Origin of the sequence: Bradyrhizobium liaoningense, assembly GCF_018130955.1 — a bacterium.
Lineage (GTDB): Bacteria > Pseudomonadota > Alphaproteobacteria > Rhizobiales > Xanthobacteraceae > Bradyrhizobium > Bradyrhizobium liaoningense_C.
This window is the reverse complement of record NZ_JAFCJM010000046.1, coordinates 30,589-52,959: the sequence shown is the minus strand read 5'-3', so window position 1 is coordinate 52,959 and position 22,371 is coordinate 30,589. Positions and strand designations below refer to the sequence as shown.

Annotated in this window: 21 protein-coding genes; 14 read left to right on the top strand and 7 right to left on the bottom strand. The window is 64.0% G+C overall.

Features of this window, described 5'->3' with window-relative positions; translation table 11 throughout:
• The coding region (locus JQ632_RS28705) for a diguanylate cyclase (RefSeq protein WP_212406004.1) at window positions 1–1,655 on the top strand (1,655 nt) is incomplete at its 5' end.
• A 109-nt stretch (window positions 1,656–1,764) separates the two neighbouring features.
• Here JQ632_RS28705 and JQ632_RS28700 read toward each other — a convergent pair.
• The gene (locus JQ632_RS28700; RefSeq protein ID WP_212406003.1) at window positions 1,765–1,980 is read right to left on the bottom strand and encodes a SlyX family protein; all 216 of its coding nucleotides are present in this window, start codon (window positions 1,978–1,980) and stop codon (window positions 1,765–1,767) included.
• Window positions 1,973–2,725, bottom strand: coding sequence for a rhodanese-related sulfurtransferase (locus tag JQ632_RS28695; RefSeq protein ID WP_212406008.1), 753 nt, complete (start codon window positions 2,723–2,725; stop codon window positions 1,973–1,975). The genes JQ632_RS28700 and JQ632_RS28695 overlap by 8 nt, the downstream gene beginning before the upstream one ends.
• 263 nt (window positions 2,726–2,988) lie before the next feature.
• Between JQ632_RS28695 and ggt the strand changes: the two genes are divergently transcribed.
• Window positions 2,989–4,575 (top strand): gamma-glutamyltransferase, encoded by a 1,587-nt coding sequence (gene ggt, locus JQ632_RS28690; protein ID WP_212406002.1) that lies wholly within the window; start codon window positions 2,989–2,991, stop codon window positions 4,573–4,575.
• 162 nt (window positions 4,576–4,737) lie between these two features.
• On the top strand, window positions 4,738–5,199 hold the full coding sequence (locus JQ632_RS28685) for an FKBP-type peptidyl-prolyl cis-trans isomerase (RefSeq protein ID WP_212406001.1): 462 nt from the start codon (window positions 4,738–4,740) through the stop codon (window positions 5,197–5,199).
• A gap of 195 nt (window positions 5,200–5,394) precedes the next feature.
• Here JQ632_RS28685 and JQ632_RS28680 read toward each other — a convergent pair whose 3' ends face one another.
• Entirely contained in the window at window positions 5,395–5,613 is a 219-nt protein-coding gene (locus JQ632_RS28680; RefSeq protein WP_212406000.1) for a CsbD family protein, read from the bottom strand.
• A 127-nt stretch (window positions 5,614–5,740) separates the two neighbouring features.
• On the opposite strand from JQ632_RS28680, the gene JQ632_RS28675 reads away from it, so the two are divergent.
• Both JQ632_RS28675 and JQ632_RS28670 read left to right on the top strand, forming a co-directional pair.
• Window positions 5,741–6,253, top strand: coding sequence for a cupin domain-containing protein (locus tag JQ632_RS28675; protein ID WP_212405999.1), 513 nt, complete (start codon window positions 5,741–5,743; stop codon window positions 6,251–6,253).
• 92 nt (window positions 6,254–6,345) lie between these two features.
• On the top strand, window positions 6,346–6,774 hold the full coding sequence (locus JQ632_RS28670; RefSeq protein WP_212405998.1) for a VOC family protein: 429 nt from the start codon (window positions 6,346–6,348) through the stop codon (window positions 6,772–6,774).
• A gap of 105 nt (window positions 6,775–6,879) precedes the next feature.
• Here JQ632_RS28670 and JQ632_RS28665 read toward each other — a convergent pair whose 3' ends face one another.
• Window positions 6,880–8,016 (bottom strand): hypothetical protein, encoded by a 1,137-nt coding sequence (locus JQ632_RS28665; protein ID WP_212405997.1) that lies wholly within the window; start codon window positions 8,014–8,016, stop codon window positions 6,880–6,882.
• Between the two features lie 2 nt (window positions 8,017–8,018).
• The gene (locus tag JQ632_RS28660; RefSeq protein WP_249152597.1) at window positions 8,019–8,723 is read right to left on the bottom strand and encodes a FecR domain-containing protein; all 705 of its coding nucleotides are present in this window, start codon (window positions 8,721–8,723) and stop codon (window positions 8,019–8,021) included.
• 218 nt (window positions 8,724–8,941) lie between these two features.
• On the opposite strand from JQ632_RS28660, the gene JQ632_RS28655 reads away from it, so the two are divergent.
• On the top strand, window positions 8,942–10,204 hold the full coding sequence (locus tag JQ632_RS28655; protein ID WP_212405995.1) for a phospholipid carrier-dependent glycosyltransferase: 1,263 nt from the start codon (window positions 8,942–8,944) through the stop codon (window positions 10,202–10,204).
• 122 nt (window positions 10,205–10,326) lie between these two features.
• Window positions 10,327–12,258 carry a PAS domain-containing sensor histidine kinase gene (locus JQ632_RS28650; RefSeq protein ID WP_212405994.1) on the top strand — a complete coding sequence of 644 codons (1,932 nt, stop codon included), beginning with the start codon at window positions 10,327–10,329 and terminating at the stop codon, window positions 12,256–12,258.
• A 149-nt stretch (window positions 12,259–12,407) separates the two neighbouring features.
• Here the strand turns inward: JQ632_RS28650 and JQ632_RS28645 are convergent, their stop codons facing one another.
• The gene (locus tag JQ632_RS28645) at window positions 12,408–13,049 is read right to left on the bottom strand and encodes an OmpA family protein (RefSeq protein WP_212405993.1); all 642 of its coding nucleotides are present in this window, start codon (window positions 13,047–13,049) and stop codon (window positions 12,408–12,410) included.
• A gap of 583 nt (window positions 13,050–13,632) precedes the next feature.
• On the opposite strand from JQ632_RS28645, the gene JQ632_RS28640 reads away from it, so the two are divergent.
• From JQ632_RS28640 to JQ632_RS28630, 3 genes are all read left to right on the top strand, one after another.
• On the top strand, window positions 13,633–13,878 hold the full coding sequence (locus JQ632_RS28640) for a hypothetical protein (protein ID WP_212405992.1): 246 nt from the start codon (window positions 13,633–13,635) through the stop codon (window positions 13,876–13,878).
• Window positions 13,879–14,013: 135 nt separating this feature from the next.
• Window positions 14,014–14,262: a hypothetical protein gene (locus tag JQ632_RS28635; RefSeq protein WP_212405991.1), complete on the top strand. Its 249-nt coding sequence runs from the start codon at window positions 14,014–14,016 to the stop codon at window positions 14,260–14,262.
• Window positions 14,263–14,358: 96 nt separating this feature from the next.
• A complete protein-coding gene (locus tag JQ632_RS28630; protein WP_212405990.1) occupies window positions 14,359–15,525 on the top strand; it encodes a winged helix-turn-helix domain-containing protein in 1,167 nt (388 codons plus the stop codon).
• A gap of 165 nt (window positions 15,526–15,690) precedes the next feature.
• Here JQ632_RS28630 and JQ632_RS28625 read toward each other — a convergent pair whose 3' ends face one another.
• Window positions 15,691–16,110: a DUF2809 domain-containing protein gene (locus JQ632_RS28625; RefSeq protein WP_249152596.1), complete on the bottom strand. Its 420-nt coding sequence runs from the start codon at window positions 16,108–16,110 to the stop codon at window positions 15,691–15,693.
• Between the two features lie 263 nt (window positions 16,111–16,373).
• On the opposite strand from JQ632_RS28625, the gene JQ632_RS28620 reads away from it, so the two are divergent.
• From JQ632_RS28620 to JQ632_RS28605, 4 genes are all read left to right on the top strand, one after another.
• A complete protein-coding gene (locus JQ632_RS28620) occupies window positions 16,374–17,480 on the top strand; it encodes an efflux RND transporter periplasmic adaptor subunit (protein WP_212405988.1) in 1,107 nt (368 codons plus the stop codon).
• A gap of 169 nt (window positions 17,481–17,649) precedes the next feature.
• Window positions 17,650–20,790: an efflux RND transporter permease subunit gene (locus JQ632_RS28615; RefSeq protein WP_212405987.1), complete on the top strand. Its 3,141-nt coding sequence runs from the start codon at window positions 17,650–17,652 to the stop codon at window positions 20,788–20,790.
• Window positions 20,791–20,821: 31 nt separating this feature from the next.
• Entirely contained in the window at window positions 20,822–21,421 is a 600-nt protein-coding gene (locus tag JQ632_RS28610; protein WP_212405986.1) for a TetR/AcrR family transcriptional regulator, read from the top strand.
• Window positions 21,422–21,580: 159 nt separating this feature from the next.
• Window positions 21,581–22,204 carry a flavin reductase family protein gene (locus JQ632_RS28605; RefSeq protein WP_212405985.1) on the top strand — a complete coding sequence of 208 codons (624 nt, stop codon included), beginning with the start codon at window positions 21,581–21,583 and terminating at the stop codon, window positions 22,202–22,204.
• The last annotated feature ends 167 nt before the right edge of the window (window positions 22,205–22,371 follow it).

Sequence of the window (22,371 nt, the reverse complement as noted above, 5' to 3'; positions counted from 1 at the left end):
TGTCCGACATCCGATCTCGACGCGCCCCTGCAAAAAGACCTAAATCACACAAAATCGAGACTTCTTCAGCAGCCTGCAGCCTCGCCATCATCGACGACAAGGGCAACTGGCTGACCGCGGCAGGCGCGATCACCTCGACGCTCAACGACGACGAGTTCTTCCGCCATCACCAGCTCTCGCCGAAACGGGAGGCCTATGTCGGCCATCCCGTCAAAGACCTGCTCGACGGCGAGTGGGTGATCACGCTGTCGCGCCGGTTCAACAAGCAGGATGGGAGCTTTGGCGGCGTCGTGCTTGCGGCCATAAGCGCCAGCTATCTCGCAAACTTCTACCGGCAATTCGAGATCGGACGGAACAGCTCCGTCTCGCTCGTCCATGGCGACGGCCTGATCATCGCGCGCAATCCGGACAACGCCAAATTTGTCGGGCACAGCGTTGCGGACAAGCCGCTGTTCCGCGCTCCCGCGTTGCAGGGTCCTGACGGGGCCTATCACTTCAAGTCGTCGCTGGACGGCGTGGAGCGGGTCAGCTTCTACAAGCGCAGCGGACGATTCCCGCTCCTCCTGCTCGCGACCGTCGAGAAGGAAGAGCTGCTGGCGCCGTGGCGGGCCGCCGCCATTTCCAGAATGCTGTTCGTGCTCGCGCTCGTGATGCTGATCGCCGTGATCGGCGCGGTGCTGGTCGGCCAGTTGCAGCGCGGCCAGCGCATGGCGGCGGCGCTGGTGGAGAAGGAAGCGCATTTCCGCCTGCTCGCCGAAGGCTCCAGCGACATGGTTACCCGCATCGGGCTCGACGAGCGCATCCGCTACGTCTCGCCGTCAGCCTTGCGCGTCGTCGGCTGGCGCGCCGGCCAGTTGATCGGGACGCCGGCGCTCGCGGGCATCAATCCGGATGACCTTCCGCAGGTCCATGCCGTGGTCCATGCCATGAAGCGCGGCGAGCAGGAGGAGGCGCGGGTCACCTATCGCAGCCGCCATCGCGAAAAAGACGAGATCTGGCTGGAATCCAGCATGCGGGTGACGCGCAAGGTGGACGGCGAGATCGACGGCGTGGTGGCGATCTCGCGCGACATCACCGAGCAGAAGAATCTGGAGAACCGGCTCGAGACGCTGGCGATCGAGGACAGCCTGACCGGGCTTGCCAACCGCCGCCGGTTCGACGAAAGCCTGGCGGAGGAATGGGCGAGGGCGTATCGCGACCGCTCGACCCTTGGCCTCCTGATGATCGATGTCGATCGCTTCAAATCCTACAACGACGAATACGGCCATCCCGCCGGCGATGCCTGCCTGCGGGTGGTCGCGAAAATCCTGGCTGCTGAAGCGCACCGCACGAGCGATCTCGCCGCGCGCTATGGCGGCGAGGAGTTCGCCGTGCTGCTGCCGAACACGGACGCGGCGGGTTGCGCGCGGATCGGCGAGCGGCTTCGCCAGGCCATTCGCGAGGCCGGCCTGGTCCACGCCTCCAATCCGTCCTCGGGGATCGTCACGGCCTCGGTCGGCGGGGCTGTCTGCCGGCCCGCACTGGAGCGCACCGCCGGGACGTCATCCCTGATCGAGGCCGCGGATCGCGCGCTCTATGCCGCCAAGCAGTCCGGGCGCGACCGTCTGGTGATGTCGGGTGAAGTGATGAACCTGCTGAAGGCGTCGGGTCAGTAGGCGGTTGCGTTCAGCCTCGACCATTCCACGCCGTCATGACCGGGCACAGCCGTCCTTCGGACGGCTATGCCCGGGCATGACGACCTCGTATGGGGATTGGGATCGTCAGTCAATAATGCGGCGGCCGCTCGTTGGCGGGGCCGGGTGCGTTCGCCTCGGCTTCCTGCAGCCGCTCACTGAGCTGGGCGACCTGGCGTGTCAGCACGTCGATCTGCTTCCACTGCGCAGTGATGGTCTGGTTCAACTGCTCGATGGTCTCGTCCTGGTAGGCGAGTCGCGTTTCGAGCCTGTCGATCCGTTCGGTCAGTCCTTCGCGCTCACTCATCGCCGGCCGGCTCCCGGGTTCGCTCGCGCAGGCCATGACCGAGTGCGACGCGCTCGTCGAACACAAAACACTCGCCGCGCCACCGGCTCTGCGCCTCCGGCACCTCTTCCAGATATTTCAAAATGCCACCCTTGAGATGATAGACCTCGGCAAAGCCGCGCGCGAGCAGATGCGCGCTCGCCTTCTCGCAGCGGATGCCGCCGGTGCAGAACATCGCGATTTTGCGATGCCTCGCGGGGTCAAGCTGCTCCGCGGCAAAGTCCTTGAACTGACCAAAACTTTTGATGTTGGGATCGACCGCGCCCTCAAAGGTCCCCATCGCCACCTCGAAGGCGTTGCGGGTGTCGAGCACCAGCGTGTCGGGAGCCGCGATCAGCGCGTTCCATTCGGCGGCATCGACATAGATGCCGACCTGCCGTGTCGGATCGGCGGCCGCGTCGCCCAGCGTGACGATCTCCTTCTTCAGCCGCACCTTGAGCCGGCCGAACGGCATTTTCGCGCTGGTCGAGAACTTGATTTCGAGATTGTCCAGCCTGCCGCCAAACAGCGCGCCATGGGCGAACTCATGGGCAAGAGCGTCGATCGCCTCATCCGTCCCGGCCACCGTGCCGTTGATGCCCTCCCGGGCCAGCAGCACGCTGCCCTTGAGGTCGAGGCCGGCGCAAAACGCGCGCAGCGGCTCGCGCAGTTCCCGGTAGTCGGGGAGTGCAGCGAACTGGTAGAAGGCGGCGACCTTGTAGCTCATGGTCTTGCAATTCATGGCGCTCGTTTAGCAGGCGGCAGTCGCCCGGAAAACCCGCACGAATCCAGGGCCCATTCGCTGGGCGGATGGCAGCATTTCGCTGGTATGCCAGCCATTGCCCGGCCCCGCCTGAATGTGTCATGTAGATCCGGAATTCACGATGGCGCGCGCGATCCGCGGCGCGGATTCTTGTTTTGACGCGTTTCTTGCCGCGAACCGGTATCCACTTCGCGGGAAAACGCTCTGGTGCAGAGAGCAGAATTGGCATGAGAAGCTTCCATTTCCCCGGCCGGTCCACGGTCCACGCCCAGAACGCGATGGTGGCGACCTCGCATCCGCTGGCGACGCTGGCGGCCATCGAGGTGCTGCGCGAGGGCGGCACGGCGGCCGATGCGGCGGTCGCAGGCAGCCTGCTGCTCGGCGTGATCGAGCCGCAATCGACCGGCATCGGCGGCGACTGCTTTGCGCTGATCCAGCCGCGCGGCGAGGGCAAGATATCAGCCTATAACGGCTCCGGCCGTGCGCCCAAGGCGGCAAACGCCGACTGGTATCTCGAGCGCAAGATCAACTCCGTGCCGCTGACCTCGGCGCATGCGGTCTCGGTCCCCGGCGTGATCGACGCCTTTGCGACCGTGCTGCGCGACCACGGCAAGTTCGGCTTCGACCGGCTCGCGCAGCCGGCGATCAAGGCGGCTGAGGAGGGCTACGTCGTTGCCCCGCGCATCGCCTTCGACTGGAAGAACCAGTTCGAGAAGCTGAAGAAGGGCACCAACACCGAGCGCTATCTCTTGCCGCACGGGCAGCCGGCCAAGGCCGGCGACGTCATCCGTCAGCCGGAGCTCGGCAAGACGCTGCGGGCAATCGCCAAGGACGGCCGCGACGCCTTCTACAAGGGAGCGATCGCCGAAGATATCGTCGAGACGCTGCGCTCGATCGGCGGCCTGCACACGCTCGACGACTTTGCCGCGCACACCACCGAAGTCACGACGCCGATCGGTACCAGCTACAAGGGCCATGACGTCTGGCAGTGCCCGCCGAACGGCCCCGGCGTCACCGCACTGTTGATGCTCAACATCCTGTCGCGCTTCGACCTGACCAAGTTCGCCCCGCTCAGCGTCGAGCGCTTCCATCTCGAGGCGGAAGCTGCGCGCATCGCCTACATGAATCGCGAGATGCATGTTGCCTCTCCCGAGCACATGAAGATCAACGTCGCCGAAATGCTCGAAAAGGGCTTTGCCGACGAGTACATCAGCAAGATCCGCATGGACGGCATGCTCGACCTGCCGAACGTCGCGCCGCCGATGAATCCCTCGACGATCTACATCACGGTGGTGGACAAGGACCGCAACGTCTGCTCGTTCATCAACTCGATCGCGCATTCCTTCGGCTCGGCGATCGTCTCGAACAAGACCGGCGTGCTCCTGCAGAACCGCGCCGGTGGCTTCCGCATCCAGCCGGGCCATCCCAATTGCATCGAGGGCGGCAAGCGCCCGCTGCACACGATCATGCCGGGCCTGCTCACCAAGGGCGGCCGCTCCACGATGTCGTTCGCCGTCATGGGCGGGCAGTACCAGCCGACCGGCCAGACGCATGTGCTGACCAACATTCTCGACTACGGCTTGGACGTGCAGGAAGCCATCGATATGCCGCGCGGCCTGCACTATGAAGGCCAGTATCAGCTCGAGGACAGCGTGCCGGCTGATATCGTCGCCGGCCTGAAGAAGCTCGGCCACAAGACCACCAGCGTGGTCGGCCCGCTCGGCGGCGCCCAGGCGATCTGGATCGACTGGGACAAGGGCACGTTGACCGGCGGCTCCGATCCGCGCAAGGACGGCTGCGCGCTCGGCTACTAGAGCATGATCCGGAAAAGTGTGAAGCGGTTTTCCGAAAAGAGCATGCTCAAACAAAGAGCTAAAGCGCGGTGACGATTCATCAAAATCTCATCGCGCTTTAGAGGCTGGTCACGTCGGCACTGTTGCGCTAGACACCTCTCCGCCTCAAACGGAAGGTGCTCCATGCAGCGTTTTCAACGCGCACTTCTCGCCATCATGTCGGCGCTGGCGATCACGGTGATCGGCAGCGTCTCGAACTACGTCTCCACGGCATCGGCCCAGACAGCAGGAAAAACCATGACCACAGCTTCAGGCTTGCAGATCATCGACAGCACCGTCGGCACCGGTGCTTCCCCAAAGCCCGGCCAGATCTGCGTGATGCACTACACCGGCTGGCTCTACGAGAACGGCCAGAAGGGCAAGAAATTCGACTCCTCCGTCGACCGCAACGAGCCGTTCGAATTCCCGATCGGCAAGGGCCGCGTGATCGCGGGCTGGGACGAAGGCGTTGCCTCCATGAAGGTCGGCGGCAAGCGCACGTTGATCATTCCGCCGCAGCTCGGCTACGGCGCACGCGGCGCCGGCGGCGTGATCCCGCCGAACGCGACGCTGATGTTCGACGTGGAATTGCTCGGGGTGAAATAACACGTACTGTTTCTACGTCGTCATGCCCGGGCAGAAGCGCGAAGCGCGTCTTCGCGCCAGATGTCCCGGGCATCCACGTTCTTTCTTCGTGGAGCCAAGACGTGGATGGCCGGGTCAAACCCGGCCATGACGGAGAAATCAACACAACAAAAAGACCGGCCTCGCGGCCGGTCTTTGGCATTCAGGACATACGCATCACTCCGTCGCGCGCTTCGCGGCGTTCGCGGCACGATCGATCGCCTCCTTCGCGGCGTCCTTGGCGTCGCCCATGGCCTGCTGGCCCTTGCCCTTCACCTCCTGGACCACGCCTTCGCCCTTCAGGCGGTCGGAACCGGTGGCTTCACCGATGCCCTGCTTGGCCTTGCCGATCGCCTCGTTGGTGGTGCCCTTGATCTTGTCGGTCGTGCTACCCATGAAACTCTCCTTCCAGTTCTATCGCGAGGACAACGCTGACCTGCTGGGAGCGTTCCTATTTTAGTGTGGCTTGCGGTAGCGGCTTTGGTTAGCTTGCCGCGCAAGGAACCAACAGAAAGCAAGTCACATGAGCGGCCACGACCACACGCATTCCGACCATGCCCACGATCACGACGATCGCTGGAAACATGACGGCGTGCGCGTCATTCCCGGCAATCAGCTCGATACGAACGTACCGTCGACGCCAGGCATGGACCGCGCGGCCGCGATCAACTTTGCGCGCGTCGGCGCGCAGAAATTGTGGGCGGGCACCGTGAGCATCAGGCCCGATGCCAAGACCGGCGCGCATCATCACGGCCATCTCGAAAGCGTGATCTATGTCGTGAAGGGGAAGGCGCGGATGCGCTGGGGCGAGAGCCTGCAATTCACCGCGGAAGCGGGCCCCGGCGATTTCATCTTCGTGCCGCCCTACGTGCCGCATCAGGAGATCAACGCCAGCCCCGACGAAGTGCTGGAATGCGTGCTGGTGCGCAGCGACGGCGAGGCGGTCGCGATCAATCTCGACATCGAGCCGGTCGAGAAGCCGGAGACCGTGCTCTGGATCGATCCCGTGCACCGGGATCCCAACGAGAAGAAATAGGGCGCCTGTAAGCCCAAAAAATAATTCGGAAGCCATGTCGGGTGGCCATCGGGCCATCCGTCCTTGGGCAGAACCCACCCAAGGAGCTTCCAATGCCCAAGATGATTTTCGTCAGCCTGCCGGTGACCAACGTCAAGCGTGCGACCGCCTTTTACGAGGCGATCGGCGCGGTCCGAAATCCGCAGTTTTCCGACGACAAGACGAGCTGCATGGTCATTTCCGAGACCATCTTCGTCATGCTGACGACGCACGACAAGATCCGCCTGTTCACGCCGCGGCCGATCCTGGACGCGAGGGCCGGGAGCCAGGTGCTGCTCTGCCTGTCCGCGGACAGCCGCAACGAAGTGGACGATATCGTCGGCAAGGCCGAGGCCGCCGGCGGCGGAGCCGATCCCAGCCCGAAGGAAGAATTCGACTTCATGTACGGCCGCAGCTTCGAGGATCCGGACGGCCATATGTGGGGCGTGACGTGGGTGGATATGGCGGCCGTCCCTGCGCAGCCGGAAATGGCGCCCGCCTGATCGAGCTACAAACGCGCTGTCATCGCCCGGCTTGCCGCTTTCGCTAAAGCTTCGGCGGCAAGCCGGGGCATGACGGCGGAGTGAGTGGCTGCCGCGCAGCCCGCCTCAGTAATTAATCCTCAAGCCCACGCCGCCGTGGATGGTGTTGCCCACGGGCTGCGGGCCGAGCGTGCCGTTGGCGAAGAGGTCGACGATCCAGCCCTTCTGCACGCGGAAGCCGAGGCGGCCGCCATATTCGAACCAGCCCTGGTTGCCGATGGTCGGCACCACGGTGCCGTTGCCGGTCACGGTCGCGACGATGCCGGTGTGGGTCCCGAACGACTGCACCCAGCCGCCATTGATGTTGGCTTCGACATTGCTGCCGTAGAGGTGCGTCCACTGGCCGCCGATCTTGACCAGGCTGGTGCGGTCGGTACCGGTCGCGATCGTGGCATCGAACGGATTGAACGCAGCCGTCTGGTCGGCGTAGCCGGAGACGCGCTGCCACAACTGCCAGAACTCTACGGAGGCCGCGACTTCGTCGCGCGGCGACAGCCGGCTCATCCATCCGGCGCGGCCGTAGACCGCATAGTTCGAGGCGTTGGTGGAGCTCGTGACGCTCACCGGCCCGAGGTTCGTCGTGTAGGTGCGGGTGTAGCGCACCTTCTCCCAGGGCGTGAGGATGGTGCCGACGTCGAAGAACGGCCGCGACGAACCCCACTCGGTGAAATCATAGCGTAGCGCGAAGGCGCCGATCGGCGCGCTCGTCACCTTGTAGCCGCCCTCGTTGTACTGCGTGTAGGCGATGCCGGCGAGCAGCGACAGATTGTTGGTCAGCTCCTTGCGGCCATGGACGCCGGCCGAGAACGAGCCCGCCGAGCCGAACGCGCTGATGCAATCGCTGCAATTGACCTGCTCGTTGACGCCGAGCAGCACGTTGCCGAGCACGCGGTTGGTGATCATCTGGTTGAAGCGCTGATTCGCGAGATCGCCGATCGAGCCACCGCTGGAATCCGCGCCCGTCGGGCTCACCGGATTGGGGCTCGGCGAAGGCGACGGCGAGGGTGCCGGGCTCGGCGACGGTGATGGGGTTGGCGTCGGTGTCGGCGTCGGCGTGTAAGTCGGCGTCGGTGACGGCGAGCACCCGTTCTCGCAGGCGGCTTGGGCCGCGGCCGGGCGCATGTCCACGGCGACCAGCGCAAGCGTCGCGGCCGCGGTCAGCGCGGCGGCGAGGAGAATGCGTCGGAGGGCGAGCGTTGCCATGGTCAGCGCCCGCACAGCATGCCGTCGTCATGGACGGCCGGCGAAACGGTGGGCGAGGCGTCTGCATACTGGTTCACCGAGCAGAGGCCTGGCGATGCGCTGCAGGTCGCTGCGAACGTCCACGGCGGCGTGCTGGTCTTGGTGATGGTGACCTTGCCGCCGGCCGAGGTGATGACCGCTGTGTCGCCGGGCTGGGTGAGCTGAATGCACTGGAAGCTGAGCGTGCAGACCGTGGCGGCGCCGTCCTGCAGAACCACCACGGAGCGGCCGCGCTGCGCCAGGATGTCGAGCGTGGTGCCGCGCACGCCGATCGTGGCGAGCGGTGTCGTGATCTTGTAGGCGGCCTTCTCCGAATGTCCGGTGACGAAGCGGAAGGCGCCTGAGGTCATGCGGATCGCGACGTCGCGATAGCTGTGCTCGTCGTTGAAGACGGTGCGGTCGAGCTTCAGCGTTGCGCCTGGCCCGAGCGACAAATTGGTGCTGTCGGCCATGACGAAGCGCGCGGCGCCGTCGGCGCCGGTGCGCACGGTCTCGTCGCGCAGCATGCTGTCGCCGACATTGATCTGCGTGGTCGCCGTCGCAACGCGCACGACTTCGTTCTGGATCACCACCGCTTCGCCGACGCGCGTTTGCGCATGCGCTGATAGCGTCGCGCAGACGAGGGCAAGCAATGATGCAGGGAGAAGAACGCGGAGGCGCAGATTCATTTCGTAACCGATCGATGTGTCCCGTATCGTACCGGATTGCGCGCGATTGCGATGTTGTAAAATTATCACAAGCGCCGCAGGACGAGCGTTATGCTTAGTGACAGTTGCGGCAGAATGCGTTCAAAGCAGAATGCGAAGAATTTTTTGTCCGCGGTGAGCCAAATTTGCCACGCAAAACTTCCCTACAAGCGTCGCGTGAATCCGCTTCAGTTCCCGACATGTCGCGGAGCGCAGTCCTCGCTGTCGCGATATTCCTGATCGCACATCTCGTGCTGTTGGTCGGCGTCACCACGCCGGAAAAATTCGTCTTCGACGAGGTGCACTATGTCCCGGCGGCGCGGCAGATGCTGGAGCCGGTGCTGCCGAAGCCAGCGCTCAATCCGATGCATCCGCCGCTCGCAAAGGAGCTGATCGCGGCCTCGATCGCGGTGTTCGGCGACAATGCGCTGGGCTGGCGCTATCCCGCGACGCTGTTCGGCGCGCTTGCGATCGTGGCGATCTATCTCTGCGGGCTCGCGCTGTTCGCAGCGCAAGGACCGGCGATCGCGGCGGCGCTGATCGCGTTTTGCAATCAGATGGTATTCGTGCAGTCGCGGATCGCGATGCTCGATGTCTTTGCGCTCGCCTTCGGCCTGCTCGCCACCGCCGCCTTCATGCACGGCTTTCGCAAGCAGACGCCGCATCTGTTGTTCGCGCTCGCAGGCGGCCTGTTCGGACTTGCCGCGGCGTGCAAATGGAGCGGCTTGTTTCCGTTGGCTGCCTGCATCGGGATCGTCGCGGCGGTACGGTTGCTGCAATCCTGGCGCGTGACGTTTGGCGACGCGAGGCCGGCAGACTGGTATCGTCCCGACCTTTGGCCCGATTTCAGAGTGCAGCATTTTGCGCTCTGCTTCGTGGCCCTGCCGGCGCTCACTTACCTCGTGACCTTCGTGCCGCTCCACGGGCTGTCGCCAACCGAGCTGATCGAGGCGCAGCGGCGGATTTTTGTCGACAACACCACGACGGCAATTGCGGGCCACACCTATCAGAGCTCGTGGCCGTCCTGGCCCTGGCTGGTGCGTCCCGTATGGTTTCTGTTCGACAAGACGGCGGAGGACCGCATCGCTGCGATCGTGTTCCTCGGCAATCCTCTGGTGCTGTGGCCGGCTCTCGTCGCCCTCGTCGTCGTCGCGCGGGACGTAATCGTCGCGCGCCGCTGGGACGCGTTCCTGATCCTGGCGTTTTATCTCGGGCCGTATCTCGCCTGGGCGCTGCTGCCGCGCACGCTGGGCTTCATCTACTACTATCTGCCGGCCGCGACCGCCGCCTCGCTCGCGCTGGTCTATGTCTTGCGGCGGGGAAATCTTCCGCGCTGGGCACTGTGGGCCTATGTCGCCGTGGCCGCGATCGGCTTTGCCGTGATGTTGCCGGTCTCGGCCGCCTTCGTCGGCACTTCGATGCAGAATTTCAACCGGCTGATGATTTTTCAGAACTGGATCTGAATGCGCCCTGTTGGGCATATGTCCTGAAAAAGCTCCAGTTTTGCTTGCCGGAATCAATCGATGTGTGTGGACTGACGCTCGCTGCCGGAATTTGTTGCGGTGCCCGGCGGTGGAGATTTGCATTGCGAGAACCCGACAATTTGAACGCTGACTGGCTCCGCGCCGTGGTCGACACCGCCGTCGACGGGGTCATCCTAATCGATGCGGACGGCCGCATTCTGATGTTCAATCCGGCCTGCGAAACGCTGTTTGGCTTTTCCGCCGCGGAAATCATCGGCCAGAACGTCAAGCAGTTGATGCCGACGGCCTATCGCGAAGCACATGATGGCTACCTCCAGAACTATCACGCGACCGGGGACCGCAAGATCATCGGGATCGGGCGCGAGGTACTCGGCCAGCGCAAGGACGGCTCGACCTTCCTCATGCATCTTTCGGTCGGTGAAACGAGGCAGTCCGATGGAGGCTCGATCTTCGTCGGAATCGTTCACGATCTCACGGAGCGCGAGCGGGTCGAGCGGGTGCTGCGTGAAAGTGCGGCCCGGCTGCGCGCGGTGATCGACACCGCCGTCGACGGCGTGATCCTGATCGATTCCAGCGGCATCATCCAGAAGTTCAATCCGGCCTGCGAGAGGCTGTTTCAGTACCGGGCCGAAGAGGTCATCGGTCAAAACGTCCGCATCCTGATGCCGGAGCCCTACCGGTCCGGGCACGACGGCTACGTCCGCAACTTCCTGGAAACCGGCGAGAAGAAGATCATCGGTATCGGCCGAGAGGTGGTCGGTCAGCGCAAGGACGGCACCACGTTCCCGATGGACCTGTCGGTCGGCGAGGCCAAGCAGGACGGCACGTCGATCTTCGTGGGCATGATCCACGACCTCAGCGAACGCAAGCGCACCGAGGCGCAACTCATCCAGGCCCAGAAGATGGAGGCCGTCGGACAGCTCTCCGGCGGCATCGCCCACGACTTCAACAATCTTCTCACGGTCATCGTCGGCAATGCGGAGCACCTCGGCGAGCAGCTCGCCCCGCGCGCGGATTTGAAGCGGCTCGCCGAGGACATCTGCAGTGCGGGTGAACGGGGCGCCGAGTTGACGCAACGTCTGCTCGCCTTCAGTCGCAAGCAGCTGCTGCGGCCGGTCGAGACCGAATGCAACCATCTTCTGGATTCGATACACAAGCTGCTGCGGCGGACATTGCGCGAAGACATCGAGATTAGCACGCATCTCGATCCCGCGCTGCGGCGGGCCTTCGCCGATCCGGTCCAGCTTGAAGCGGCCATCCTCAACCTCGCCCTCAATGCCCAGGATGCCATGGCGTCCGGCGGTCGGCTCAGCATCAACACGGCGAATGCATCGCTCGACGCCGGCGATCACAACGGGCATCCGGACGTCGGGCCGGGCGAATATGTCGTGATTGCAGTGACCGACAATGGGGTGGGCATGCCCAAGCGCGTACTGGAACGCGCATTCGAGCCCTTCTTTACCACCAAGGAGGTCGGCAAGGGCTCTGGACTCGGGCTGAGCATGGTCTACGGCTTCGCCAAGCAGTCCAACGGTCACGTCACGATTTACAGCGAGCCGCGTCTTGGAACGACGGTGAGGATCTATCTGCCGGCGGTGGTGGCGAAGACGCGGGACCTCGCGCGACCGGCTGAAGCGCAGTTGGCTCCGAGCGGCTCCGAAACGGTGCTGATCGTGGAGGATGATCCTTTCGTCCGGTCCTATGCGGTCATGAGCCTGGGGGCGCTGGGATACAGGGTCATCGCGGCGGTCGACGGCAAGGAGGCCTTGCAGAAGCTGGCATCGACGTCGCAGGTCGATCTCTTGTTTACGGACATCGTGATGCCCGGAGGCGTCAATGGCTGGGAGCTTGCAGATATCGCGCGCCGGACGAGGCCGGGACTGCGCGTGCTGCTGACGTCCGGCTATGCCGTCGAAACCCTGGCGGCAAACGGTCATGTCCAGGAGGGAGCCCTGATCCTGGAAAAGCCTTATCGCAAGGCGGAGCTCGCAAGGCTGTTGCGCAAGGCGCTCTCGACGCAGGCGCCCGGCTAGAGCGTTTTCGAGCGAAGTGGAAACCGGTTCGCGTCAAAAAAAACGCATCAAAAAAAGTATTGGGAGCCCCGTTCCGATCTCGTCGGAACAGGGCACTTCTCGTGAGCATCCGCCCGGCGCTCTTGCACCAGGCGGATTGAATGCGACGGCTATTTCGATGCCGTCTTGGTTTCCATGTTCACGACCTGGACGCGACGGTTGATCGGGTCGGCACCGTTGGCCGTGTCCTTCAACTTGGTCTTGCCGTAGCCGACGGTCACGAGGTCGGTGCCGTTGAGGCCGTAGTTCTGGACCAGGTACTTCTTGATGGTATCCGCGCGCCTTTCGCTGAGATCCTGGTTGAAGGATTCGCCGCCGACCGCATCAGTGTGACCGGCAACCACGAAGGTCGAACCCTTCAGGCTCGGGTCGGACAGCGCCTTGCCGAGCGCCTGCACCGAGCCCATCGAGGTCTTGCTGATCTGGGCCGAGTTGTAGTCGAACTGAATCTCCAGATCGATCTTCGGCTTGCTGGCAGCAAGTTCTGCGATCTGCTCACGCTCTCCGGTCGACAGCGAGCGCGTCGAACGGTTGCGCACGGTGTTGAGGAAGGTCGCTTCCTTGGCTTGCGCCGCGGTGTCGACGGCGGGACCTGCGGACAGGCCGCGGGTCACCGGCGCCTTCGGCTTCAGCGCGTCCAGGATCTGACCCGACGTCACGTTGTCGCCGGCCAGAGCCAGGCCCGCCGAAAGAGAGAGCGCGGCCGTCAAGGTAATCGCCTTCAGTCCAAAGAACTTATCGAAATGGGTCATTGTCGTATCCTCGCTGTAACGCCTGATGGCGATTTGATGCTGCGAGCCTAAGCCGGGTTCAAATGCCCAGATGTGATGCGGATCACACTGCTGGTGCCCTGATTTTACGGGAAGATCCTGACGACAAGGGCCGGAAACTTGCCAATCGCAGCTTCGACTGCCGGATGTCCAAACCCGCGGTGAAGGGGTCGCCACGAGGCGTGAAGAGGCTTCGTCGCGTGGTCGACAGGATCGGGTTCGAGCCCTTGCCGAGCCAGCGTGACTCAGATCACATCCGCTTCCGCGCACAGGGACCAAACTTCTGCTGTCGGTCGATCGGCGCCGAGGCATGATGCGCAACCGCAATGCCGGTGCGGCCGATGCTTACGCTCGACGCCGGAAACATTCGCACACAGCCGGTCGCAAAGGCGTCGCCTCATGGCCGGCATGCGAACAACAAATCGGCCAGATACGCGCCTAGCAAACTGGCCTGACAAGAACCGCAGACGTGAGAGAGGGAGCCGGGTTTCTTCCAGTGCCAAGGCCGAGTGATTATCAGTTCTATCGCGGCGGCCCGCCGGATCGGACAGCTTCCCAGAGTTCAATGCCCGTCTATATCGGCGCAGCGATGATCGCGATTGCGATCCTGCTGTCGACGCTGATCACAGGCGTCGCCAACCGCTATGTCGGCGTCGAAGGTCCGACGGAAGAAAACATGTGGCTGGTCGATCGGCTGACCGGCAGCGTCTATCGCTGTCAGGCGGCGGAGCGTGGCAAGGCGTCCTGCGAGGGCGACATGGCCACGGGCAGCGTTGGTGACAGGACGAGGGCGCCAAAGACCGGGCGCTGACGCCAAGACCCCTTTCAAATTGCCATCGCATCGCAGCAAAGAAAATATCTTCTCCGCGAAACATTCCGGGCGGAGAATGCGTAATTGCGATTGCCGGCATGACGCCGGTTTCGTTTTACGGAGGAGACGTTTCCGATGAAGATTTTGCTGACCGCCGCAGCCTTTGTCGCGCTTACCTTGTCGCCCGCATCCGCCGGGATGATGGCGTGCACCAAGGACAACATGATGAAGTCGGCCGCGATGATGGGCGGCACGGCTGATACGCCGGCCAAGATGGCCATGAACAAGGAGATGTCGATGGCCAACACCGACATGAGCAAGGGCAACATGCGCGGCGCCTGCGGCCACTACATGAAGGCGCAGAAGGCCATGTCGATGAAGTAATCGGCGCGCGCGATTACAGCCGCGCTGTCAGCAGTTGGCAGCGCGGCTTTTTCTTTGGCCTAACCTCGCGCGAATCCCGCTACATTGCACCTCGCAATGTCCCGCACGCCCAAACCCCTCCCGCTCACCAAGACCCAAGGCCGCCAGATCTGGCTGTGCGCGCAGCGGCTCGACACGCGCGAGCCGTTCGGTGCGGGCCCGCAGGCGGTCGCCGACGCGGTTGCCCATCTCGGCTATGTGCAGATCGACACCATCAACGTGATCGAGCGCTGCCACCACCACATTTTGTTCAGCCGCATCCCCGCCTATCGCCGCGCCGATCTGCAAGCGGCCCAGAGCGCCGACAGAAGCGTGTTCGAATACTGGACGCATGCGCTGTCCTACGTGCCTTCAGGGGATTTTCGCTTCTTCCTGCCGGCGATGCGCGAGCACAAGCGGGACGGGCACAAATGGTATGCGTCGGTGACGCCTGCCGACACGCGCAAGGTGATGCGGCTGGTCCGCGCCGGTCCGCTCACGATCCGCGACATCGAGGACGACGTGCTCACCGAGAAGGAGCATCTGTGGCAGAGCCGAAAGCCCTCGAAGCGCGCGCTGCAGCTCGCCTTCTACACCGGCGTCGTGACGATCAGCGCCCGCCAGGGCATGCTCAAGACCTATGAGCTGATGACGCGCCATTTCGGCTGGGACAAGTTACCGAAGCCGGCGTCAGGCACAGAGATCGCAAACTATTTGCTCGACCGCGCGCTGCGCGCGCAGGGCATCGTCAGCCTCGATTCGATCTGCCATCTCGATGCGCCGAGCAAGCCGGCCGTGCGTCGCGCGATCGCAAGCCGGGTCCGTCGTGGCGCGCTGGTGCCCGTTGCGCTCGACGGTGCCGGCAAGCAGGAGCATTGGGCGGAGCCCGCGGCGGTCGAAGCCGGCGGGCAGGGCGCGCCCGCCGATCTCGTGCACATCCTCTCGCCTTTCGATCCCCTAATCATCCAGCGCAAGCGCACGCATCTGTTCTTCGACTATGAGCATCTGTTCGAGGCCTATGTGCCCAAGGCAAAACGCAAGCTCGGCTATTTCGCGCTGCCGGTGCTGGTCGGCGACGAGATCGTCGCCGCGCTCGATCTCAAGACCGACCGGCAGAACAAGAAGCTCCTGATGCAGAAATGGAATTGGGTCGGGCAGGGCAGGAAGACCGCGGGGCGCAAGGAGCTGAAGCGCGCGATCGAGGACGAGCTCGATCGCTTCGAGCGGTTTCAACTGTCGGAGTAGTTGGTTCGAGGCTTCGTAGGGTGGGTTAGCCGCGCGGCTGCACGAAGCGCAGTCCGCTCAGCGTAACCCACCACTCTTGTCTCCGTGTGGACAGGTCTCGTAGGGTGGCAAAGCGAAGCGTGCCCACTACTGTCGTTGCATGAAGGCAAGGTGGTGGGCACGGCGCTAAGGCGCCTTTGCCCAGCCTACGAGACAACGCATCGCGGCGAGACGGTCGATCCAGACGCCGAGCAAGATACCGATCGCGTACGCTACTAAATTCCACAACGAAAAGATTCGGCCCAGGAGCAGCGCACCCGCTCCGGTGAGCCTGAACGCATCCAGCCACGGTGCATGCACCAGGCGGGAAAACTCGATCACAATCGCAATCGCTGCCGCGATCGCTGCAATCTGCGTCCGCGTCACGCGCGGCAGCACCACCCCGACCAGCAGGAACACCATCGTCGCCCATAACAGCGAGCCGCCATACTTCACGACGAAAGTGGGAAGTCCGAGCGGGAAGCCATACCAGCGCAAGGACAGGCCGCAGGCGATCACGACGGCGGCAAGGGTGGCGCGCGCCAGCGACGTCTGTAACGGCGCCATCGGTTGATCTGCTCGCGCCGTGCGCACTGCTCGCTCCATCGCCCTCTCGCAGCGACCCGACGCACTGCTGCGTAGCCTGCATAGAGGCTACAGGCGGATTTTACGACGCGCCGGTCTTCTCTCCCGCTGGCAGAGGCATTTTCGCACCGTCAATTCCCTCAGCACTCATTAACGCTCACGTTTTTCTGATGACTGACGAATATTGACTTTTATCAGTGATTACTCAACATTCATCCGCAACGCAGCCCCAGGAGTGTCCTCCGATGTTCGTCCGGTCGATTTTATCGAGCTATTCCAAGCTCTTGGCAGGCGCCTCGCTGGCCCTGATGGCCGTCGCGCTGGCCGGATGCAACGATACCGTCGCCCAGAAGGCCGAGCCGCCGCGGCCGGTTCTGGTCGCCACCGCCCATTTCGAGGCCGAAACGCCCGAGCGCAGCTTTGTCGGCACAATCAAGCCCCGGATCGAGAGCGATCTCGGCTTCCGCGTCGCCGGCAAGGTGGCCAAGCGCCTGGTCGAGGTCGGCCAGACCGTCGAGGTCGGGCAGGCGCTCGCGACCCTCGATGAGGTCGACCTGAAGCTGCAGGCCGAGCAGGCCGTGGCCGAGCAGACCGCCGCGACTGGCGTGTTGGCGCAGGCTGCCGCCGCCGAGCAGCGCGCCAAGGATTTGCGCGCCAAGGGCTGGACCACCGATGCCCAGATGGATTCGAGCCGCGCCGCCGCGGACGAAGCCCGCGCGCGGCTCAACCGGGCCGAGCGCTCGGTCGAGCTGACCAAGAATTCCCTTTCCTACGCGACGCTCGTTGCCGACGCCCGTGGCGTCGTCACCGCAACGCAGATCGAACCCGGCCAGGTGGTTGCCGCAGGCCAGGCTTCGATTCGGGTCGCCCGCTTTGCCGAGAAGGAAGCGGTCGTCGCGGTCCCTGAGACGCTGGTTGGACGTGCCAAGTCGGGCGCCGCCAGCGTCACTCTTTGGTCAGAGCCCAACAAGAAGTACACGGCGAAGCTGCGCGAGATCGCGCCGACCGCCGATCCCGCGACGCGCACCTATCTCGCAAAGTTCTCGCTGCCGGAAGCCGACGACAAGGTCGCGCTCGGCATGACCGCGACGTTGACGCTGTCGGACGCTGCGACCGAGCGCGTCGCGCGCCTGCCGCTGTCGGCGCTGTTCAACGAAGGCAGCAAGCCCTCCTTCTACGTCGTGGACGACAACGGCGCGGTGGCGCTGAAGCCGGTCACCGTGAAGTGCTATGAGAGCAACGACGTCGTCATTACCGGCGGCGTGGAGGAGGGTGCCAAGATCGTCGCCCTCGGCGTGCAAAAACTCGATCCGAGCCAGAGGGTGCGGATCGTCTCCTCGCTGTCATTCTAATTCCTCCTGCGAGGCGAGTTTCCGCCGCTCGCGCCAATGCGACGGCAGAAGCGGCGAAGCAATCCAGAACCTGCCCAGCCCCCTGGATCGCTTCGCTTCCTCGCAAGGACTGATACGTCAGGGTTGGTCGTTTTGAGTTTTGGCAATTGGGTCATCCTCGGAGAGTGCGATGAAGCGCTTCAACCTTTCGGCCTGGGCCGTCAGTCACCCGACACTGGTGCTGTTCCTGATGATCGTGCTCGGCGTCGCCGGCTTCTTCTCCTATGAGAAGCTCGGCCGCGCCGAAGATCCGTTCTTCACCGTGAAGACCGTGAACGTCTCGGTTATGTGGCCGGGCGCCACCTCGCAGGAGATGCAGACCCAGGTCGCTGACCCCATCGAGAAGAAGCTCCAGGAGCTGCCCTATTTCGACAAGGTGCAGACCTATTCGAAGCCTGCTTTCACCGCGATGCAGGTCACGTTCCGCGACAACACGCCGCCGAAGGACGTGCCCTATCTCTTCTATCTCCTGCGCAAGAAGCTGGTCGACGTGCAGGGGCAGTTGCCGTCAGGCATCTTGGGCCCGGTCGTCAACGACGAATTCTCCGACGTCGATTCCATCCTCTATATGATGACCGGCGACGGTGCCGATTATGCGCAGCTCAAGAAGACCGCCGAAGGTTTTCGCCAGCGCATGCTGAAGGTGCCTGGCGTCACCAAGGTCGACGTCTACGGCACCCAGGACGAGCGCATCTACGTCGAATTCTCGCACGCCAAGCTCGCTACCCTCGGCATCACGCCGCAGGCGCTGTTCGATTCGCTCGCCAAGCAGAACAACGTGACGCCGGCCGGCACGGTCGAGACCTCCTCGCAGCGCGTGCCCCTGCGCGTCACCGGCGCGCTCGACGGCGCCAAGGCGGTGGCCGAGACGCCGGTCGAGAGCAATGGTCGCGTGTTCCGCCTGGGCGACATCGCAACGGTCACCCACGGCTTCGTCGATCCGCCGAGCTTCATCGTGCGCCAGGAAGGCAAACCCGCGATCGGTATCGGCGTCGTCACCGCCAAGGGCGCCAACATCCTCGAGCTCGGCAAGGAGGTCGAGAAGGCAACTAGCGAATTCATGAAGGCGGTGCCGCAGGGCATCGAGGTCGAGCTGATCGCCGACCAGCCCAAGGTGGTCGAGCACGCCGTCGGCGAGTTCGTGCACTCCTTCGTCGAGGCGCTGGCGATCGTGCTGTTCGTCTCCTTCCTCGCACTCGGCTGGCGCACCGGCATCGTGGTCGCGCTGTCGGTGCCGCTGGTGCTCGGCATCGTCTTCATCGTCATGAACGCGATGTCGCTCGACCTGCACCGCATCACGCTCGGCGCGCTGATCATCGCGCTCGGCCTGCTCGTCGACGACGCCATCATCGCGGTCGAGATGATGGTGGTGAAGATGGAGCAGGGCTGGGACCGCATGCGCGCGGCCTCGTTCGCCTGGGAATCAACTGCGTTTCCGATGCTCACGGGAACGCTGGTCACGGCCGCTGGCTTCCTCCCCATCGGCTTTGCCAATTCGGCGGTCGGCGAGTATGCCGGCGGCATCTTCTGGATCGTAGCGATCTCCCTGGTCGCCTCCTGGTTCGTGGCGGTGATTTTTACGCCCTATATCGGCGTCAAGCTGCTGCCGAACATGAAGGCCCATGCCAACCACGATCCGCATGCGGTCTATGAGACGCGGATGTACCGCGGTTTGCGCGCCATCGTGCAATGGTGCGTCAACCACCGCATCATCGTGGTGGCCGCGACCGTCGGTATCTTCATTGCCTCGATCGTCGGCTTCGGCCACGTCCAGCAGCAGTTCTTCCCGCTCTCCGAGCGCCCCGAGCTGTTCGTCCAGCTCCGCTTGCCCGAGGGCACCGCCTTCAACGTTACCGAGAAGGCGGTGAAGAAGGCCGAGACGCTGCTCAAGGACGACAAGGACATCGCGACCTACACGGCCTATGTCGGCCAGGGCTCGCCGCGCTTCTGGCTCGGCCTCAATCCGCAGCTGCCGAACGAGGCCTTTGCCGAGATCGTCGTCGTCGCCAAGGGCGTCGAGGCGCGCGAGCGCATCAAGGCGAAGATCGAGAACGCGGTGGCCGAGGGCATGCTGACCGAAGCGCGCGTGCGCGTCGATCGCTTCAATTTCGGCCCGCCGGTCGGCTTCCCCGTCCAGTTCCGCGTCGTCGGCCCCGACCCCAACAAGGTGCGCGAGATCGCCTACCAGGTCCGCGACGTCATGCGGCAGAACAAGAACGTCAAGGACGTGCAGCTCGACTGGAACGAGCAGTCGCCCTACCTCAAGCTCGTCGTCGACCAGGACCGCGCGCGTGCGATGGGCCTGACCCCGCAGGACGTCTCGCAGGCGCTCGCCATGCTGATCTCGGGCGCGCAGGTCACGACCGTGCGCGACGGCATCGAGAAGGTCGGCGTGGTTGCCCGTGCGATCCCGTCCGAGCGGCTCGATCTCGCCGGTGTCGGCGACCTCACCGTGACCTCGCGCAACGGCGTTGCCGTGCCACTTCAGCAGGTCGCGAAGATCGAGTATGCCCACGAAGAGCCGATCCTGTGGCGGCGTAACCGCGACATGGCGATCACCGTGCGCTCCGACGTCGTCGACGGCGTGCAGGCGCCCGACGTCACCAGCCAGATCACGCCGAAACTGCAGCAGATTAAGGATTACCTCGAGCCGGCCTACCGCATCGAGCCGGGTGGCGCGTTCGAGGAATCTGCCAAGGGCAACGCCTCGATCTTCATCCTCTTCCCGGTGATGGTCATGGTGATGCTGACGCTCTTGATGATCCAGCTGCAGAGCTTCTCGCGCCTGATCCTGGTGTTCCTCACCGCGCCGCTCGGCATCGTCGGCGCATCGCTCGGGCTCAACGTCGCCAACCAGCCCTTCGGCTTCGTGGCGCTGCTCGGGCTGATCGCGCTCGCCGGCATGATCATGCGCAACGCGGTGATCCTGGTCGACCAGATCGAGACCGACGTGTCCCATGGCCTGACCCGCGGCGAAGCGATCGTGGAGGCGACCGTGCGCCGCGCGCGTCCCGTGGTGCTGACCGCGCTCGCCGCGATCCTCGCCATGATCCCGCTGTCGCGCTCGGCCTTCTGGGGCCCGATGGCGATCACCATCATGGGCGGCCTGTTCGTGGCGACCTTCCTGACGCTTTTGTACCTGCCGGGCCTCTACGCCCTGTGGTTCCGCAAGAGCCTGGACGAAACGGGCACGGCCAAGCAGCCGGAAGTTGCACCGCAGCATGGGAGCGATGCCGAGAGCGCATTTCCGCTTGCTGAGGCCGCTGAATAGATGAAGAGTGACTACTGACGAGTCCTGACAGATGACACTGGTTTCGGAACATATCGAAAGCGACACCCGGGAGCGCATCCTCGAGGTGGCCGAGCGGCTGTTCCGGCAGATGGGCTATCAGAAGACCACCGTCGGCGACATCGCCAAAGAGCTCCGGATGAGCCCGGCCAACGTCTATCGCTTCTTCGAATCGAAGAAGGCGATCCATCAGGCCGTGGCTCGCGGCCTGATGGGTGAGGTCGAGCTGGAGGCGCGGCGCATCGTGGCCAAGCCCGGCCCGGTGCTTGAGCGCTTCCGGGAGCTTCTGACCACGATCCACCGCATGAATTCGGAGCGCTATGTCGGTGACTCCAAGTTGCATGAGATGGTCGCGATCGCGATGGAAGAGGATTGGGACGTCTGCGTCGCCCATATCGAGTGTATCGCGGCGATCATCGGCCAGGTGATCGCGCAAGGCGTGGCCTCCGGCGAATTCGAGGCTCCGGACCTGCAACTGGCCTCGCTCTGCTCCTGCACCGCCATGATTCGCTTCTTTCACCCGCAGATGATCGCCCAGGCCGCCAACAAGCCCGGCCCCTCGATCGACCAGATGATCGATTTCGTCATTGCCGGTCTGACCCCGCGCCACTGACGGGCTGCGGAATTTCTCTTATAAGCAGCTCCGCCGTCATTCCGGGGCGGTCCTTAAGGACCGAACCCGGAATCTCGAGATTCCGGGTTCGATGCTCCGGGGCCGCGCTTGCGCGGTCCCCTCGCATCGCCCGGAATGACGGATAGCGGAGAAGCCAGCGTGACCGACAAAGACCTGCACTATTACGAGCCCGCCAAGGGCCACGGCCTCAAGCACGATCCCTTCAATGCCATCATCGCGCCGCGGCCGATCGGCTGGATCTCCTCGCGCGATCCCAACGGCCACGTCAATCTCGCGCCCTACAGCTTCTTCAACGCCTTCTGCTACACCCCGCCGATCATCGGCTTCTCCTCCACGCACTGGAAGGACACGGTGAGCAACCTCAAGGCGACAGGCGAATTCGTCTGGAATCTCGTCACCATGGACCTGGCGAAGCAGATGAATGCGACCGCGGCCCACGTTGCCCCTGAAGTGGACGAGTTCAAGCTCGCGGGCGTCACCGCGATCCCGAGCAAACTCGTCAACGTGCCGCGCGTCGCCGAAAGCCCGGTGGCCTTCGAGTGCAAGGTCTCCGACATCGTCCGCCTCAAGGGCGCCGACGGCACGGAGACCAATGCCTGGCTGACGCTCGGCGAGGTCGTCGCCGTCCACATCGACAAGGCCATGATCAAGGACGGCGTCTACCAGACCGCCGCCGCCCGCCCCATCGTCCGCGCCGGCCGCCAGGGCGACTATTTTGAGATCAGGCCGGAGAACATGTTCTCGATGGTTCGGCCGGATTAGGCCTCCGCTCTCTCCACGCCGTCATTCCGGGGCACGCGAAGCGTGAGCCCGGAATCCATAACCACGATCGTGAGTATGGATTCCGGGCTCGCGCCATTCTGGCGCGCCCCGGAATGACGGAGCCTCCGGAACTGCCCGCGCTCTCCCGCCGTTATCCTCGGCAGGGC